Source organism: Pantoea sp. RCC30.1, from assembly GCF_058148845.1.
In genome coordinates this window covers 399,190-415,457 of record NZ_JBXUHX010000001.1, presented here as the reverse complement: position 1 = coordinate 415,457, position 16,268 = coordinate 399,190, and the positions used below count along the sequence as shown (strand labels likewise).

General features: G+C 50.9%; 15 protein-coding genes. 7 read left to right on the top strand and 8 right to left on the bottom strand.

Translation table 11 applies throughout. The features are described from left to right. Positions 1–163 precede the first annotated feature (163 nt). Complete coding sequence (locus tag AC2LB6_RS01975) at positions 164–952, top strand: alpha/beta hydrolase (RefSeq protein WP_490092198.1); 789 nt, start codon at positions 164–166, stop codon at positions 950–952. A 162-nt stretch (positions 953–1,114) separates the two neighbouring features. Here the strand turns inward: AC2LB6_RS01975 and AC2LB6_RS01970 are convergent, their stop codons facing one another. Continuing rightward, entirely contained in the window at positions 1,115–1,774 is a 660-nt protein-coding gene (locus AC2LB6_RS01970) for a GntR family transcriptional regulator (protein WP_490092197.1), read from the bottom strand. A gap of 169 nt (positions 1,775–1,943) precedes the next feature. Between AC2LB6_RS01970 and AC2LB6_RS01965 the strand changes: the two genes are divergently transcribed. Continuing rightward, positions 1,944–2,423 (top strand): OsmC family protein, encoded by a 480-nt coding sequence (locus tag AC2LB6_RS01965; RefSeq protein ID WP_490092196.1) that lies wholly within the window; start codon positions 1,944–1,946, stop codon positions 2,421–2,423. A 251-nt stretch (positions 2,424–2,674) separates the two neighbouring features. Here the strand turns inward: AC2LB6_RS01965 and AC2LB6_RS01960 are convergent, their stop codons facing one another. Further along, a complete protein-coding gene (locus tag AC2LB6_RS01960; protein ID WP_490092195.1) occupies positions 2,675–3,565 on the bottom strand; it encodes a LysR family transcriptional regulator in 891 nt (296 codons plus the stop codon). A 121-nt stretch (positions 3,566–3,686) separates the two neighbouring features. Between AC2LB6_RS01960 and AC2LB6_RS01955 the strand changes: the two genes are divergently transcribed. Then, positions 3,687–5,228, top strand: coding sequence for an MFS transporter (locus tag AC2LB6_RS01955; protein WP_490092194.1), 1,542 nt, complete (start codon positions 3,687–3,689; stop codon positions 5,226–5,228). A gap of 322 nt (positions 5,229–5,550) precedes the next feature. Here the strand turns inward: AC2LB6_RS01955 and AC2LB6_RS01950 are convergent, their stop codons facing one another. Together AC2LB6_RS01950 and AC2LB6_RS01945 are read right to left on the bottom strand one after the other, a co-directional pair. Next, positions 5,551–5,997: a GNAT family N-acetyltransferase gene (locus AC2LB6_RS01950; protein WP_490092193.1), complete on the bottom strand. Its 447-nt coding sequence runs from the start codon at positions 5,995–5,997 to the stop codon at positions 5,551–5,553. A gap of 302 nt (positions 5,998–6,299) precedes the next feature. Next, entirely contained in the window at positions 6,300–7,526 is a 1,227-nt protein-coding gene (locus tag AC2LB6_RS01945; RefSeq protein ID WP_490092192.1) for an MFS transporter, read from the bottom strand. Positions 7,527–7,634: 108 nt separating this feature from the next. On the opposite strand from AC2LB6_RS01945, the gene AC2LB6_RS01940 reads away from it, so the two are divergent. Continuing rightward, positions 7,635–8,585 (top strand): AraC family transcriptional regulator, encoded by a 951-nt coding sequence (locus tag AC2LB6_RS01940; RefSeq protein ID WP_430018671.1) that lies wholly within the window; start codon positions 7,635–7,637, stop codon positions 8,583–8,585. Between the two features lie 54 nt (positions 8,586–8,639). Here AC2LB6_RS01940 and AC2LB6_RS01935 read toward each other — a convergent pair whose 3' ends face one another. Then, positions 8,640–9,518: a LysR family transcriptional regulator gene (locus tag AC2LB6_RS01935; RefSeq protein ID WP_039389015.1), complete on the bottom strand. Its 879-nt coding sequence runs from the start codon at positions 9,516–9,518 to the stop codon at positions 8,640–8,642. 114 nt (positions 9,519–9,632) lie between these two features. Here AC2LB6_RS01935 and AC2LB6_RS01930 point away from each other — a divergent pair, with 114 nt between their 5' ends. The 3 genes from AC2LB6_RS01930 to AC2LB6_RS01920 all read left to right on the top strand — a co-directional run bounded on the left by AC2LB6_RS01930 (position 9,633) and on the right by AC2LB6_RS01920 (position 13,545). Then, a complete protein-coding gene (locus AC2LB6_RS01930) occupies positions 9,633–10,790 on the top strand; it encodes a serine hydrolase domain-containing protein (RefSeq protein ID WP_424997570.1) in 1,158 nt (385 codons plus the stop codon). After that, entirely contained in the window at positions 10,787–11,971 is a 1,185-nt protein-coding gene (locus AC2LB6_RS01925) for an MFS transporter (RefSeq protein WP_490092191.1), read from the top strand. Before AC2LB6_RS01930 ends, AC2LB6_RS01925 begins: the two co-directional genes overlap by 4 nt. A 527-nt stretch (positions 11,972–12,498) precedes the next feature. Beyond that, the gene (locus AC2LB6_RS01920) at positions 12,499–13,545 is read left to right on the top strand and encodes an NAD(P)-dependent oxidoreductase (RefSeq protein WP_109651131.1); all 1,047 of its coding nucleotides are present in this window, start codon (positions 12,499–12,501) and stop codon (positions 13,543–13,545) included. A gap of 287 nt (positions 13,546–13,832) precedes the next feature. Here the strand turns inward: AC2LB6_RS01920 and AC2LB6_RS01915 are convergent, their stop codons facing one another. The 3 genes from AC2LB6_RS01915 to AC2LB6_RS01905 form a co-directional block, all read right to left on the bottom strand. After that, on the bottom strand, positions 13,833–14,234 hold the full coding sequence (locus tag AC2LB6_RS01915; protein WP_490092190.1) for a hypothetical protein: 402 nt from the start codon (positions 14,232–14,234) through the stop codon (positions 13,833–13,835). 3 nt (positions 14,235–14,237) lie between these two features. Beyond that, positions 14,238–14,606, bottom strand: coding sequence for an NAD(P)-binding domain-containing protein (locus AC2LB6_RS01910; protein WP_490092189.1), 369 nt, complete (start codon positions 14,604–14,606; stop codon positions 14,238–14,240). Between the two features lie 102 nt (positions 14,607–14,708). Then, a complete protein-coding gene (locus AC2LB6_RS01905) occupies positions 14,709–16,160 on the bottom strand; it encodes an efflux transporter outer membrane subunit (RefSeq protein ID WP_031592450.1) in 1,452 nt (483 codons plus the stop codon). Between the last annotated feature and the right edge of the window lie 108 nt (positions 16,161–16,268).

The window sequence follows — 16,268 nt, the reverse complement described above, 5'->3', positions numbered from 1 at the left end:
CGGAAGTGATCAGGTTTACATTCCCAGCCCAAAAGCAGCCCGTAAATCACTTACTCAACTCTGATAAACCATGACATAAGTGCTACTAAGTTAGTAAATGCTTTTTTAGTGATGCGGAAGAGAATAGGTTAGTTGTTCATTCACTTTATGAAGAGAAATTAATATGCCGGTTTTACATACAAATTATGGTGATATTGATTATCAGGATATTGGCACGGGTGATACGACTCTGTTCCTCATGCCTGGCTGGTGCCAACCAAAAACCGTTTTTAAAGATTTCTCTGAACTGGCCGCCGTCTATTTCCGCGTTGTCACTATAGACTGGCGTGGTCATGGAGAGTCATCGACCAACGGTCAGGATTTTGACGGTGCGGCGTTATTATCGGATGCTTTAACACTAATTGAACATCTGGGCTTGACCCGGATAGTGCCTGTTTCCGTTGCTCATGCCAGCTGGATATCTATAGATTTGGTAGAAAGTTTAAAAAATCGCATACCTGCAGTAATATTCCTTGATTGGATCATGAATCAGCCGGAGCCTGAATTTTTTGCTTCGATCAGAGACATGCAGAATGAAGACAGTTGGCAAAATGCACGGGATGACCTTTACGAATATTGGCTGGCAGAAAGCGACTCCCCAGTCATGATCCATCATTTAAAAACTGAGATGGCTGAATCCAGCTATCAGCTTTGGCGACTTGCTGGTCAGGTCATTGCTGATGCATACCATAAATATGGTTCGCCACTCCTGCGTCTCGAACAACTCAGAAATCCCCCTAAGGCTTCTCACATCTATTCCCTGGACAGAAGCGACAAGTACCTGGCTTTACAACAACGTTTCTCAAGAAAACATGATTTCTTTGAAGTGAAACGGTTAGAGACGGCCAGAACTCATCTGGCCGTGCTTGAAAGGCCGGCGGATGTGCTGGTGGAGATCCTGAAATTGCTTTGAACGTTTTGTAGTTTTTTTATCAAGTTGCAGTAAAGAAGCTATCAGGTTACTTATCAAGCAACTGACTAACACTCTACGCTCATAGCAAACCCTGCATCTACGTTCGGCTGCTTCGTGCCAGGAGCGGACGTTACAGCGGTACATTTACGCTAATTTTTAGCATCAGTATGTCGCAGGTATTTCATGGCCATGAATATAAGATTGCAGAGTCAGCCCTGCTGAAAGAATGTGTTTGACGGTATATTCGCGCGCACCGGCTGGGTCGTTCTGCTGACAGGCGCTTAAAATATGCTCATGCTCTACCTGAAATTTAAGGGTATCCGACACTAAACGAAGTTGAAAAATCTCATATCTTTCAATTTGTTGTTGCAACTCATTTATCATCTTCAGCAGACGCTGATTTTTACACTTTCGGTACAGCAATTCATGAAACTCCCGATTATATAAACCTTGCTGTACGGGGTCCGATGTACTCTCCAGAAGTTTATGGACAAGCTCTGCTCGTTTAATCGTTTCAGAGTCGATGTACTGCATACTTTGAAAAATAGCCTCACCTTCCATCAAAGCCCGGAGCTGGTAAATTTCATCCACATCGGTGACAGAAAGTGTTTTTACTACCGCTCCACGGTTTCTGTAAACCTCAACTAAACCTTCCCGCTGAAGCTGCTGTATAGCCTCCCTCAACGGAATACGGCTGACAGAAAACCGGCTGGCAAGGTCTCTTTCAACCAGTCGATCTCCATCCTGCAATGAACCTTTGTTAATTAAACGTCTAAGCTCCTGGGCAAGCATGTCAGCGGTTGATAGAGAAACTATGCTCATTGAGTCTACTTTTTATAAAATAAATGGTATACCATTATTCCATAAACTCACCTTTTATGACAACCTTGTAGGCAGATGCCCTTATCATTCATTACGAATCAAGAAAAGTGGCCGATGCTTCGCAATTTTGAATGTATAGCTTCATCATTTAGAGAGGTTCGGCAAATTAATGGAACATGTTTATACGTCACATATCTCGTGGACAGGGAATTTGGGCACGGGCACATCAGGCTATAAGTCATATGCGCGGACATGGGATATCGCCATAACCGGAAAGGAAACCATTCATTGCTCAAATGACCCACTTCTGGGCGGCGACCCTGGTAAAATGAACCCTGAAGATCTCCTGATATCCTCTCTTTCGGCCTGTCATATGCTGTGGTATCTGCATCTCGTCTCAGATGCTGGCATCACTGTGCTGGATTATGAAGACTCACCGGTAGCCAAAGGTGAGGTTTTAAAAGGAGGTGCAGGTCGCTTTATTTCAGCCATACTCAGGCCAAAAATTACGGTTCAGGCCGGTATAAATCTCGATGCTGCAATGGCTATTCACCATGAAATTCATAAAGTCTGTTTTATTGCAAGATCAGTTAATTTTCCTGTTTTTTATGAACCTGAATTTGTCATCAGTCATTTACCTTCCAGTTGAACACGATTCCTTAGTGATGCTTATGCCTGCTCAATAAGAGGGAATCAGCAACACTGAGAGGCGTGTAGCTGAATCAACGTAATTAGCGAGGCAAAGACTAATAGTTTTTGTGCCAGCCTGATGTCCACTCTTCGCTCTTAGCGGACATCTGACTGTTACCAGCCCCTTTTTTTCAGGAGCGGACGTTCATGATTTTGAGATAAGCATAAAAGTGCATACGATTTCAGAAAGCATTAACTGCCTGGTACCGATTACAGAGACAGGCCGGACTCACCAATAAAATCGACAAAGCAGCGTATTCTCGGTGAGAGATACCGGCTGGCTGGCCAGAGTGCCGAGAAAACCCCCTGCCTGGTACAGCTACCTGGCAATACCTCTTTCAGTTGCCCCGTGTTCAAAGATTCGCGAACGACAAAACCGGGCACATAGCAAATCCCCATACCTGACAGGCTCAGGCGAACAGAAGCCTCTATATTATTTACGGTCAGAACAGAGGCTGTCCTCAAGTCAGCACCCGGGCACATACCGCGCAGTTCCCAGGGCTGGAGCAGCCCCGTTGAGGGAAAACGAAAAGAAATGCACCTGTGCATCGTTAAATCCGCTGGCGAGCCGGGTACGCCATACTCATTCAAATAGGCAGGGCTGGCGCAGAGCACAAAACGAAAATCTCCAACCTTTTTAGATTTCAGTCGGGAGTCCGTTAGTTCACCGCTTCGTATGGCCACATCAAATCCTTCATCAATGATGCTTACCAGCCGGTCGCTGAAATCGAGATCGAGTTCTACATGAGGATAACGGCGGGAAAAGTCCGGCAGAAGAGGAAGGATCAACCTGTAGCCAATGACAGGAAGTGAAACCCTGAGCTTCCCGGCAGGCTGCGCTAAGCTGCTCGTCAGTTCTGACTCCGCCTCCTGTAATTGCTCAAGGATATGCTGGCACCGGATTAATAAAGCAGCCCCTTCCGCTGTCAGACTCACGTTTCTGGTGCTGCGATTTAAGAGACGTACGCCCAGTTTATGCTCAAGTCTGGCGACATTCTTCCCGACTGCTGAGGCAGAAATCCCAAGCAACCTTGCGGCCTGTACAAAACTCAGCGTCTCCGCTGTCCGGACAAACGAAGTAAGAGAAGTCAGACTGTCCATTGATTATAAACTTAATGTCCGTTAAGAAGAGATTTTCAGTGTATTTATTCACTCTGATGTCTGCAATAACATTGCTGAAGTTTGTTAACTCATCCGCTTTTCGGAAACATAAGGTCACCCAATGGCAACTTCAGCCAGAACACCCAGTCCATATGCCAGGAATATGGCAGCCTTTTCTGTCTATCTGGCGGCTGTATTGCTGCCGTTAAGCTTTACCGGTGGTGTAATCTCCACGCCAGCAATACAACAGGCTCTTGGCGGCTCGCCTGCCGCGCTGTCATGGCTGACGAATGGATTTATGCTGACTTTCGGCAGTTTTTTGTTGTCAGCCGGTGTTGCTGCGGATGTTACTGGCAGAAAGCGCATTTTTACCGCAGGCTCAGCCCTGTTTTGCCTGAGCAGCGTTATGATCTGCCTGACACAGGATATCTTTATGGCTGGGTTGTTCAGGTCACTGCAGGGTCTTGCGGCGGCATTGATATTGGCCAGCGGCAGCGCTGCACTGGCCCGTCTTTATGAAGGTACGGACAGGACACGGGCCTTCAGCATACTTGGCACTATGTTTGGCGTGGGCCTGGCGTTCGGCCCTGTGTTGATGGGTTTCATTACGGATGCTTTGGGCTGGAGATGGTTGTATGCCATGTTAGCTCTGCTTTCAGGCATTGTAATTTTGACCGGTGCTGCGTTTCTGCCAGCATCAGAGGAGAGCGGACATCAGAAACCAGACGGCACAGGATTAATCATGTTTACTGCAGCCCTGATGTTATTTACATCAGCGGTGATGCTTATACCTGCCTTTGGGTTTTTATCGTTTCCCACACTCGCCCTTTTCATTTCCGCCATGCTGCTTTTCAGCGGGTTTGTAGTGCGTTGCCTGGGGGTTGAAAATCCTGTTCTGGATATCTCTCTGCTGCTGCGCCCGCGCTTTGCCGGCGTTCTGCTACTGCCGATAGCAACATGCTATTGCTATGTTGTGCTGCTGATTATTATTCCGCTGCATTTTATGGGCGGTGACGGGATGAGTGAGTCCCGGAGCGCTTTTTATCTTATGGCGCTGACGTCTCCAATGCTGGTTTTCCCGTCCATTGCCGCACTGCTGACACGGTGGTTTTCTCCGGGAACCGTTTCAGCTGCGGGACTTATTATTGCATCAGTCGGGCTGCTTTTCCTCGGATACGCACTACCGGGTAACAGCAGTAATTTTCTTGTGCTTTCACTGATTATGACGGGTACCGGCGCTGCGCTTCCATGGGGACTGATGGATGGTCTGGCACTTTCAGCTGTATCTGTGGAGCAAGCGGGCATGGCCGCAGGCCTCTTTAATACCGTTCGCGTTGCCGGTGAAGGGATCGCTCTGGCGATGGCGTCAGCATTTTTAACAGAAATGAATGATTTGAATCTGAAAAACACCGTTCACGGGTATGCGCCAGAGGTCATTCACCAGGCTGCTGCATGGCTGGGTGGCGGCAGTACTGAGCAGGCCGCTGCGATGTTACCCGGTATTTCACGATTATTGCTTCAGGACAGTTATGACACTGCGTATACGTTTCTTTTTAAAGTTCTGGCTGCTGTCACGCTGATTTGCGCGCTAATGGTCTGGATCACGCTGGGCCGGCAGAGGCAAGGCTGTGCTGCAGGCAATACGCTGACCAGAGATGAGTGAAAAATCCTGATCGAATAAGGTCGTAAGCGTTCATTTCATCACGTCCGCTTTTCGCTCATAACGGGTATTATCCGATGCCAGACCGCTCTATTCCAGGAGCGGCCCCTCACAAAGCTGATTCTTTTCACGGGACGAACTCAGTCAAAATCAAGGTTAAACCCGTTGTGATCAAGAGGCCGTTCTTTGCTCAGCGGATTATGGAGAATAATGCAGTGTGTCTTATAAAATATTCCCTCAAATGGGTATTATGAGGCGCTGCACTGCGGGGTCTTTAAAAAAGATATTCTCTTTGGTTATTGGTAAAAACGCTTTCTGGAATTATTTAGTTTAAATTTTGAGACATATTAATTCCGGTAATATGAAAGCCATTCTTCTGATACAGTGCTTTGGCTGAGGCATTATTCGGAGCTACCCTAAGTCCGACTTCATCGATGTTCATTATTTTTAGCAATCTTTTCATTTCGCATAAGGCCAGACCACCGAATCCACGGCCGCGCCAGTCAGGATAAATGTAGAAATCACTTATCCAGGCTGATGACCCGGTGATCGACAGCCAGAGGATGCCAATAACGTCCTCTGGTTCATCAGGCTGTTGGATACACCATAGCTGATTAGCCGGGGTCACAACTCCCTTTGTTAACACTGTATCAATAGATTCCATGGCTTTAATTCGTGCTTTTTCGGAGAGATATCCCCGATTGTTTTGCAGATCCTGCGAATATTCATGGACGAAAAGAGAACGATAATTTTTGAATTCTCCTTCATTCATATTCCTGAGAGTAATCACACTATCTTCCTGATGAGGTAGTTATGTGTTGAAGATATCACCTGGAAACTGTTTTTCAAGCTTCTCTTTTAAAGAATATTTTCTCTGCACGTATGAATCACCACTGAGAATGGTGATATTCCAGAATAGTGAGTAAAACGGCACTTACTGATTATTGCTAAGCTCCGCTTTTTGCCGTAGCGCCTGTTAACCAGCTTCAGAAGTTAACCAGCCCCTTTGCCATCACACTCAGTCAGCAGGCCCGGAACGCTGCGCGGTCCGGGGATCTTAAAATGTCTCTGAAATTATATGCTTTGCGTTCCTTCAGCTGATGACGAGACTCTGACCCGGAATGCAATAACCAGCGCGGCAGAGAGCATGATACAGGCTGCAGTAATGAACACCCCCGTCACCCCGTTGAGGCCATATATCAGACCACCTATTGCTGCACCCGCGGCAATGGAGGATTGCACGGCGGCGACCACCATACCCCCTGCGCTCTCGGCCTCATCGGGAAGAGTCCGGGCGACCCAACCTGACCACGCCACCGGTATGCCACCAAATGCCAGCCCCCACAGCATGACCAGCGCTGTAAGCCCGGCGATTGATAACGGCAGAGTGATCATACCCAGTGCCGCTGCTCCCACCAGAGCAGGCATAATAATCAGCGTAAAACGCAGGCTGCGTTCCATCAGCCACCCTGCGGACAGTGTCCCGATAAAGTTAGCAACGCCAAACACCAGAAGTATTAATGCCAGCCCTTTTGCGTCTATGTGTGCGAGTCCTTCCAGCGCAGGCCGTATATAGGTAAACAGCGCATACTGGCCGGTGTGTGCAAGCACGCACCCCAGCATGCCCACAGTCACGCCCGGCCTCTGAAGCAGAGAAAATACGGATGCCGTCCTGGTCCTGACTACCGGCGGCATTCCGGGCAGCGTCAGCCACTGAAAAATGAAAGAGATTGCGCCAACCGCAGCAGCGGCAATAAACGCGCTACGCCAGCCAGACAATTCGCCCAGATAACTTCCCAGCGGTACGGCAACAACAGTACCTACCGCGATTCCACTAAAAATGATCGACAGCGCCCGCGGTACCAGCCTCTCCGGCACTAGCCTCATCGCTACCGCCGCTGCCATACTCCAGAATCCACCCAACGCGATACCCAGCAGGATGCGCATTGCCAGCAGCATGACAATATCTGAAGAGAGCGCCACGAGCAGATTTGAGAAGATCATAAGGGCAGTAAAGCTCAACAACACGACGCGCCGGTCCAGCCCACGCGTTAATCGCGGTAACAGTAAACCGGCGAATAACGCAATCACCGCCGTCACTGTTACGGCCTGTCCTGCAAGAGACTCTGATACCCCCAAATCCCGGGCGACAGGCGTTAATAAGCTGGCAGGCAGGTACTCTGCAGTGAGCAGGCCAAAAACACCCATGGTTAACGAAAAAACCGCAAGCCAGGCTGGCTCGATTTTCTCATCTCTTTGCACTCTTTCTTTGTGAACCCTGATAGAAGTTTCATCCGTCATTTTTAAGTCTCCTGGAAAGTCGTTTCAGGAGAAGAAGTCTATTCAGGCGCAGCTGGATGATCTATGCTCTGAACCCCTCACTTTTTTACCCAAAACCCGAATATGCCTATGACTTCATCCTTCGCTCTGTCATCAGAACTCATCAGCGAGCTGCTTTCCGGCCTGCGGCTATACGGCGTGCGATATCAGCGTATCCAGACGGGTGATACGTTTGGCCTGAACTTCTCAAGCAGGCCCGGTCATGCTTATCTGCACTACGTCGCTGTGGGGGAGATGGTACTTCATAGTGCAAACGGTGAAGTTCTTACGCTTTCAGCCGGAGAGGCTGTATTTCTTCCTCACGGCGAACGGCATCAGCTTTTGTCGGTAACAGCTGCCGACGTGCTGGATATCGACAATATCGAAACGGCACCACTGGATGAAAAAGTGAGTGGGATTGATACCTGCCCGAGTACTCAGGAAACGCCAGGCGCTGTGCTGTTTTTTGGTTGTATGAAAATTGATCTGGGAAGCATGCAGCGGCTGGCGGATGTGCTGCCTGAAATTATGCATGCCGATGCAAAGGGGATTCAGTGGCCGGGACTCATGCATATACTTGATGCGATGAAGCGTGAGATATGCTCCGGACGCGTGGGCTATGCAGGTATTCTCGCCAGGCTTGCCGATGTGGCTGGAGCGATGTTTATCAGAGGATGGGTGGAAGATGGTTGCGGCAATAGCCCTGGCCTGGCTGCAGCACTGCGCGATCCGCGTCTGGCTCAGGCCATCCTGGCGATTCACCGTGAACCGGGCCGGGACTGGAGCGTGGCAGAACTCGCTGCCGAATCGCATATATCCCGCTCCGCATTCGCCGAAAGGTTTCAGACCACCATCGGCGTCCCACCGCTACGGTATGTAACGGAAGTAAAGATGCATCTCGCTGTTCGCTGGCTGTCGTCAGAAAACATTACCGTCGACACCGCATCGCAACGGTTAGGATATTCCTCTCAGGCTGCTTTCAGCCGGGCTTTTAAGCGTGTAACGGGCAAGTCTCCAGGCGCGGTTCGTTTGCTTAGCTAATGGGATTTATCCCAGGCTTAGTGCATCAAATTATTTAAGCTCATTTACTCAGAATTACGGCTTCAGCACACGCTGCGTGAAAAAATCGACCAGTGCACGGATCTTTGGTGAGACGTGTTTACTGGCAGGCCACAGGATGTGAAAAGTACCCTGCCACTCAATAAATTCATTGAGTATTGGCACAAGAGTGCCATTTGCAACCAAATCACGGACAGCAAAATCCGGCAGGCTGGCAATTCCCAACCCTCGCAGGGCAAAGCAGACGCGCGTTTCTATGTTATTGCACACCATCGTGACGGGAAGATTCAGATTATCGGCATCGCGCAATGGCCATTTCTCAAGCTTCCCGGTGTGTGAGAAGCGGTAGTGCAGGCAGCGGTGTTCCATCAGGTCGGCAGGATGCTGAGGCGTTCCTTTTTCTGCAAGGTAAGAGGGAGAAGCAACCAGCATCGTACTGAAATAGCCCAGCCGTCTGGCCGACAGGCGTGAATCGGCAGGTTCACCGGTGCGGATAACAGCATCAAATCCCTCTTCGATGACATCCACCAGATTGTCAGTAAAATCCAGGTCAAGACGAATTTCCGGGTATTGACGCATGAAGTCGCCCAGCACCGGTAACATTAGCGAACTCACCAGCGGCAGACTGATACGCAGACGACCGGAAGGTTTTTCTCTGGACTGCGAAAGCTCCATCTGAGCCGCTTCAATTTCGGCAAGAATACGCCGGCAACGTTCAAGAAATAACGTTCCTTCAGCGGTCAGGGTAATGCTGCGCGTGCTTCGGTGAAACAGCCGGACACCCAGTTTTTCCTCAAGACGGGCAACATTTTTCCCTACTGCCGAGGGCGAAAGCCCTAACAGGCGCCCGGCACTGACAAAACTGCGTGTTTCTGCAACCTGCACAAATACGGTGAATCCACTCAAACTATCCATATTGCGTCCCATTAGAGAAATTTATTCCGCAGTAAAAGGAACCTCACCCTGGTTTTTCTTTAATTCGTGCCTGGCTAAGGTTACCACTCTTACAACTATTCACGGAAATAGCCGATGCACACTCTTTCAACACCTGCGAAAGTCTCCTCTGCGCTGGAAAAGGTCATTGATGATGCGATTAATCATCAGCAACTGACAGGAGCCGTGGTGCTGGTTGCCCTGCACGGAGAAGTCATACACTGCATTGCAGCAGGTATGGCTGATCGCGAGAATGACCGGCCGATGTCTGTCGACACCCTTTTCCGCCTCGCCTCTGTGAGTAAACCCATTGTCTCCAGTGCTGCGATGGTTCTGGTGGCTCAGGGTAAGCTGGGGCTGGATACCAACATCCGCCAGTGGCTGCCAGATTTTTCACCCAAACTCGCCGACGGAACCGCGCCTGTTATTACCGTACGTCAGCTGCTGAGCCATACTGCCGGACTCGGCTACCGTTTTTTTGAGCGTGACGAGGATGGGGCTTATGCACGTGCAGGCGTTTCAGATGGAATGGATAATTCTGCCGTAAGCCTGGCGGAGAATCTGCACCGTATCAGCCAGGTTCCTCTGCTTTATTCGCCGGGAACCGCCTGGGGTTACTCACTGGCTACCGACGTGCTCGGCGCAGTGGTTGCCAGCGCATCTGGTACAACGCTCAGCGTCGCCGTTCGTGAGCTGGTTACTGACCCGCTGGCTATGTTCGATACCGGTTTTGTCGCCAGGGATGCTACACGCGTCGCCACCGCTTACGTCACCGATTCGCCCTCACCACATCGACTACAGGAAGGGGAAATTATACCGGTCTTTCCTGAAACCAGCGGGATAGTCTTTAGCCCGGCACGTATCTTTAACCCGCACGCTTTTCCTTCAGCGGGCGCTGGTATGGTGGGAAGCGCAGGTGATTTTCTACGCCTCCTTGAAGCGCTGCGTGACGGCAACGAAAAGCTGTTGCCACACGCAATGGTGGCTGAAATGGAGCGGGATCAGACTGCAGGGATGGCGCTGCCGGACATGCCGGGCGTGGGCTTTGGGCTGGGATTTTCAGTGCTTCGTGACCCGGCCCAGGCTGCTTCACCAGAGTCAACCGGCACCTGGCGATGGGGCGGGGCTTACGGTCACTCCTGGTTTGTTGACAGGCCACGCGGCCTAAGCGTGGTCGCTTTTACCAACACGCTTTATGAAGGGATGTCGGGTAAGTTTGTAAACGATCTGCGCGACGCGGTATATGCCCAATGAGAATCCAGACGATGGCGAATCCCGCCAGTAACCGGTTACCGTTATCACCTCTGCTCGCGCTGGCGCTGGCCGGATTTATTACCATTCTGACCGAAGCGTTACCGGCCGGAATGTTAACGCAGATTGGCTACAGTCTTGCGATTTCAGATGCGCTCGTCGGCCAGCTGGTCACCGTCTATGCGCTGGGCTCGCTGCTGGCCGCCATTCCGGTCACCCTCTGCACGCAACATTTGCGGCGGCGTCCCCTGCTGCTGTTTGCCATCGCAGGCTTTGCTCTGGCCAACACCGTGACCGCCTTTTCTACCAGTTATGGATTAACACTGATAGCACGTTTAACGGGCGGCGTGTCAGCAGGGCTGCTGTGGGCGCTGATTGCCGGTTATGCCGCGCGCATGGTTCAGGATTCGCTTAAGGGGCGGGCTATCGCAATCGCGATGGTTGGCACACCGCTGGCTCTGTCACTGGGAATCCCCCTGGGAAGCTGGCTGAGTGAAGTTATCGGCTGGCGTAACTGCTTTTATATCATCAGCGCTATGACTGCAGGCCTTATCGGTTGGGTCATTATTAGTGTACCTGACTTTGCTGGTCAGACCTCCGTAAAGCGTGTGTCTCTGGGACGGACGCTGAGGCTGCCCGGTATTCGGCCGGTCCTCGCCGCCACACTGATATTCGTACTCGCACACAATACCCTTTACACCTATATAGTGCCGCTATTACAGGCAGTAAACATGGCTGACCGCGTTACCAGGGTATTACTGGTATTTGGTGTCACTTCGCTAATCGGGATCTGGGCTACAGGCACCATGATTGACCGCTGGCTGGGCGAATTGACCCTGGCTTCTACCCTGCTATTTGCCCTAGCGATGCTGGTCATGGCACTGGGCAACCCCTTAATGACCTATCTCGCCTGTGGCATATGGGGGCTGGCATTTGGCGGAGCAGCGACACTTTTTCAGACCGCACTAGCAAAGACCGCGGGTGCCGCAGCCGACGTGGCGCAATCAGTTCTGGTCACAGCCTGGAACCTGGCGATTGCCGGTGGCGGACTCGCAGGCGCCGCCCTGCTTAAGGGAGCAGGTATCGCATGGTTCCCGCCGGTCTTATTGATTTTGTTGGTGCTGACGGGGCTGATTGTCTGGTCAGCACGACACTCAGGCTTTTCATCACGCCCTCCTGACTAAACAGCCAGTATCGCTTCTCTGTCCAGCCTGATCCTTAAGCGCGGGCAGCAAGAAAGATGAGTGTAGTATCTGAACGAGAGCGAGAGTCAGCAACAGTGCTGTTGAAGAGTAAGCCAGAAGTGAATCGGTGGCAGCGCTTTTTTTTATCCAAACGATTAGGTACTACTTGCTTATTTCAACCTGATCAATGGTTTGATAAACAACGACAAAAAATAATAAAACCTGATACCAGGCAGATTCATTCAGGGCAAACACATTAAAGACATGAATAGTGTGTCTTCAGATATTCTTCACTCAAAGCAGGCAAATTTAGTGAAAACGTAAGAACTGATACCACAGTAATAAAGACTGCCGGTGAAAAGGAGGGTATGTTTCGTCATGGCTGTAGTTAAATCCATGTAATTAGCTGTCTTTCCAACCCAGGGATCGATCGCCGCAAGGTACTTTACTATACCACTCGCTGAGAAATGGTGGACGCCAGGCCCTTATAGATTAGTGCATACTTCTTCAAAATTAAGGATCAAAAAATGAAACGTAGAATTATGCTGCTGGATGTCCTTCCTGATGAGTTATCAATAAAAGAAATAGCAGGTTACATTTCTCCGGAGATCGCGCTTATCGTCAACCTGCCGCAAAACGGTTGTCACGCATACCAGGCGCAGCGGCATTTTGAAAGCGTGAGTATTAACATCCACGATGAAGAACAGATTCTGGCGGTTGCACGGCAATTTGGGGGATTCGATGCGATTAAACTCAGGAAAAACGTACCCCTGAGGAAAGAGTTACTATGCGCACTAACCGCTGATGACCTTGCTACACGGTTAAAAGTTATTGGTCAGGCAGGAGTCGGCCTGAATCATATTGATACCGGCGCGGCTGAAGAACTTGGAATCGATGTTTTTAATACACCTGGAGCAAACGCAACAGCTGTTGCTGAGTTTACCTTGCTGCAGATGCTTGCCCTGCTGCGCCAGACTAACTGGCATCAGGATCAGATGCGAAGAGGCCACTGGAGTAAGTCAGCACGGCCTCCTGCGCGCTCGTTAGGTGATATCTCTGTTGGGCTGGCAGGCAGTGGTGCTATATCCAGGGCGCTGATTGCACTGCTGAAACCTTTTCAATGCCCGGTTACCGTTCTGGGTAGTTCCCGCTTCACGGATAAAGATGCGGATGAGCTTGGCGTCATGAGGGCTGTTGACCTGCTTGCTTTGCTCAGCGGGAATGACATGATCTCTCTTCACCTGCCTTTGAACTCTGACACGCATTATATGCTCAACGCATCGGTCCTTCCCTGTATCAGAAAAGGGGCGTATTTACTCAACATGTCCCGAGGCGGACTGATTGATGAGACGGCCCTTGCAGCTTTTATGCAGCAGCATCCAGGATGGATTTCAGGTGTCGCCCTGGATACCTTCGAAGCCGAGCGCGAGCCCTTTTATTCTCCATTACAGGAATCAGAATATGCGCTTCTCACTCCCCATATCGCGGGCACAACGGAAACTGCCCTACTGACTTCTGCTCTCAGAGTTCAGCAGGGCATTCTGTCCAGACTGGCTGCGGGTGCAGAAAAATAGTTAAACAGGCTTAAGAACCGGTTGGTATTACTGAAAGTCACGATTAAGAACTCTCTGCTCTGCAAAGCATTAATCTTGTGGATTCGGTGAGAAGGTTATTCGTTACACAGCCTGTACAGGGCAAAGTTCATCAGGCAGACGGGAACATCTCTAACAGGCTTACCGCCATTAAGATATTCACCCCCTGAATGATGTCATGCTGTCCCTCAGCTATTTACCTGAACGCATGCGGATATCTTTAAGAGGTAATACAGCCAGCGGAGATGATGAGTTGTCCTGATTCATTTTCAGGGTAGCTTATTTTCTTTTATCATCGATAAAACCGTATCAGAGGCGTTATGCCACGGTTCAAGAACCTGCATCTGCGCAAGAACTTCAAGTCCCTCAAGTTTATAAAGGCCAGATAGTGCAATTTCTTTACCCAGCTCATCCAGACCCGCAGAATTCTTATAGTCTGCATATTCCACGAAGTCCCTGAAGCCGTTGAGGACCAGCCGTCGGGCTATATCCTCTGTCAGCCCTTTCTGCACAAACCAGCTTTGCAAACCTTCTGCGAGGAAGTAGAACCAGCTGTTCATACCCATGCTGGCCGTAGCCAAATCAAATTCTGCTTCATCGGTAAACACAGTTAGCTGGCCTAGCCGGTTAAACAGGGCCTGAATATCATTATCGGCAGCCGTCAGGAGCACACTCTATTGGTTAATTTCAGCGGCGAAGGCGAGCATCAGCCTGACACAGTCAGTATGTCTGAATAAATCACGCAGCTTCTGAGTGGAAATAGCCGGTACAAGAGAAATCAGGGTTTGCGGGCAGCGTAACTGTATCTGAGGCGCTATTTTCCTCAGATAATGATCTTCCCCGCCGAGAATAATGACATCAGCTTCATCGACGACATCCTGGTAACTATCCAGCGTCCAGCAGGGCAGATCTACTGAAAGTTTTCGCGCACGTTCGTTGTTTCCACAAAAAAGAAATATCTGTGAATCCGGAACAGCACGAAACAGCCCCCGTACCAGTTTTTCAGTTAACGCATCCACATCCAGAATACCGATCCTTTTCATCCGTCCCCCGCCATCAGTTCCATTTCGTCATGTTTTCAACGGTGCAAGATCAGCGATGCCTTTGACCCGGTGTGTAGTGAGGCACATCGAAGTTTACTGCTCTTAAAGCGCCTTTTTATCGGTTTCTGACGGCTGCCAGCCGCCTCCCAGCGCCCTGAATGTCGCGACGGCGGCGCGGGCAGACTCTGTCTGCGCCTGTGCTCTGGCATCAGAAATCTGTAAAAGTGTTTCATCATTGTGAAGGACGTCTATCAGGCTTGCCGTTCCCTGCCGGAAGGCGACAAAAGACGACTGGCGGGCACTGGCAAGGGATGCTTCACCTTTGACCAGGGTTGCGGTCTGATTTTCTCGATTAACCAGCGCGGAGAAGGCATTTTCAACATCTTCAGTGGCACGCAATACAGACAGACGATAGGCAGCAAGCGCTTCCGCTTCCTGCCCCTTAGCCTGATCTATCTGAGCATTGATGCGGCCAAAATCAAAGAGCCGCCAGCGGAGTCCCAGCACGCCTGCCGACTGGCTGGCACCGCTGGAGAAGAGGTTATCCCCCGACACAGCTGTTGCGCTGCCGAGTAAGGCACTGAGTGAGAACTTCGGATAATACTCGCTGATGGCGACACCGATACGCGCACTTGAGGCAGCGAGATGACGCTCCGCCACGATAATATCGGGTCTCCGGCGCAGCAGGTCGCCAGGCGTACCCGTTGATGTGATCAGCGGAGCCTGCGGAATGGTCCCGGCTGAAGTCAGCTCAGTGCGATGCGTACCGGCTGGCGTACCGAGCATAACGTCCAGTGCATTCATGGCAGCATCTATTCCTGTAAGGAGCTCCGGCACGGTTGCCTGAACCTGCGCCAGTTCGCCTTCGGACTGCCGGACCTGATATTCGGGAGCCACTCCTTTGCTGTGCAGAAGCTGGACTTTTTCCAGCAGTTCCTGCCGGGTTCTGACCTGAGCGTCAGCAATTGCCAGGCGGGCCTGTAATCCGCGCAAGGTGATATAGATATCGGCAGTCTGGGCAGCAACCGCAAGACGGGTGGCGGCTACGCCCGCCTCTGACGCCTGATAATCAGCCAGTGCTGACTGGCGGCCGCGCCTCAGGCCACCGAAGAGGTCAATCTCCCAGCCTGCATTAAGGTTGGTTTCATAAGCATTGCCGTAGCGGTTGTAATCCGGCGTCGAACTGAGAACCTGCCCCAGCGGGGTTTCAACCGACTGATAAGCCCGTGAAGCCTGTCCGCTGACATTACCCGATGGCAGCAGCGCAGCTGTTGCCGCGCCCAGACCTGCACGCGCCTGCGCCATGCGGGCAGATGCCTGAGCGATATCGAGATTCCGGGCCAGCGCATCCGAAACCAGCCGACTCAGCAGAGGGTCATTGAAGCCTTCCCACCAGACGGCAAAGTTAGCCGGGCGGGTTGCGCTTCTCTGCTGCATGGCAGACTGATACCGATCCGGCAGGGGCACGTCAGGGCGGTGATAATCTGGCCCGACAGCGCAACCGGCCAGCAGCCCGGAGCTGACCATCAATGAGAGGGTACGTAAGGAGAACATTAAGAGTCCCTGAGATAATCCAGAATTGTGACTACATTACCAAATAGTCACTAGTTGTCAATCTGACTATCTCGCGGTGCGGTTTCAGGAATGACCAGATCCATGAGC

What these genes read in the sequence shown, in the direction of transcription:
- AC2LB6_RS01975 (WP_490092198.1), top strand. Translation starts at nt 164, where the DNA reads ATGCCGGTTTTACATACAAATTATGGTGATATTGATTATCAGGATATT.
- AC2LB6_RS01970 (WP_490092197.1), bottom strand. Translation starts at nt 1,774, where the DNA reads ATGAGCATAGTTTCTCTATCAACCGCTGACATGCTTGCCCAGGAGCTT.
- AC2LB6_RS01965 (WP_490092196.1), top strand. Translation starts at nt 1,944, where the DNA reads ATGGAACATGTTTATACGTCACATATCTCGTGGACAGGGAATTTGGGC.
- AC2LB6_RS01960 (WP_490092195.1), bottom strand. Translation starts at nt 3,565, where the DNA reads ATGGACAGTCTGACTTCTCTTACTTCGTTTGTCCGGACAGCGGAGACG.
- AC2LB6_RS01955 (WP_490092194.1), top strand. Translation starts at nt 3,687, where the DNA reads ATGGCAACTTCAGCCAGAACACCCAGTCCATATGCCAGGAATATGGCA.
- AC2LB6_RS01950 (WP_490092193.1), bottom strand. Translation starts at nt 5,997, where the DNA reads ATGAATGAAGGAGAATTCAAAAATTATCGTTCTCTTTTCGTCCATGAA.
- AC2LB6_RS01945 (WP_490092192.1), bottom strand. Translation starts at nt 7,526, where the DNA reads ATGACGGATGAAACTTCTATCAGGGTTCACAAAGAAAGAGTGCAAAGA.
- AC2LB6_RS01940 (WP_430018671.1), top strand. Translation starts at nt 7,635, where the DNA reads ATGACTTCATCCTTCGCTCTGTCATCAGAACTCATCAGCGAGCTGCTT.
- AC2LB6_RS01935 (WP_039389015.1), bottom strand. Translation starts at nt 9,518, where the DNA reads ATGGATAGTTTGAGTGGATTCACCGTATTTGTGCAGGTTGCAGAAACA.
- AC2LB6_RS01930 (WP_424997570.1), top strand. Translation starts at nt 9,633, where the DNA reads ATGCACACTCTTTCAACACCTGCGAAAGTCTCCTCTGCGCTGGAAAAG.
- AC2LB6_RS01925 (WP_490092191.1), top strand. Translation starts at nt 10,787, where the DNA reads ATGAGAATCCAGACGATGGCGAATCCCGCCAGTAACCGGTTACCGTTA.
- AC2LB6_RS01920 (WP_109651131.1), top strand. Translation starts at nt 12,499, where the DNA reads ATGAAACGTAGAATTATGCTGCTGGATGTCCTTCCTGATGAGTTATCA.
- AC2LB6_RS01910 (WP_490092189.1), bottom strand. Translation starts at nt 14,606, where the DNA reads ATGAAAAGGATCGGTATTCTGGATGTGGATGCGTTAACTGAAAAACTG.
- AC2LB6_RS01905 (WP_031592450.1), bottom strand. Translation starts at nt 16,160, where the DNA reads ATGTTCTCCTTACGTACCCTCTCATTGATGGTCAGCTCCGGGCTGCTG.